Genomic DNA, 238 nt, shown 5'->3' on the forward strand with positions numbered 1-238 from the left:
ATTATAGGTTTGATTTGTCCACATTCAATATACTTTGCAATTATACGTAATTGATCTCCGCTTGGTTTCATAAACAAAAACGAATATTGAGCATTATGCTTTTTTTCAAGTGCAGTAAGTTTTTTGCTTGCTAATGAAAATAAGAGTGTTTTGAAAAATCCTGAACCAAATTCTTTACCGAAGCGAGCATTCGGCATTCCTGAAATGGAAACAATGTTCCCTTCGCTTTTTATAATAT

At 31.9% G+C, this 238-nt stretch carries 1 pseudogene; it reads right to left on the reverse strand.

The annotated features are described in order from the left end of the window. Positions 1–238 (reverse strand): annotated as a pseudogene (locus AC0I8G_RS26185) (NADP-dependent oxidoreductase); the annotation flags it as partial.

It is taken from the genome of Kineococcus sp. AC630 (assembly GCF_979255925.1).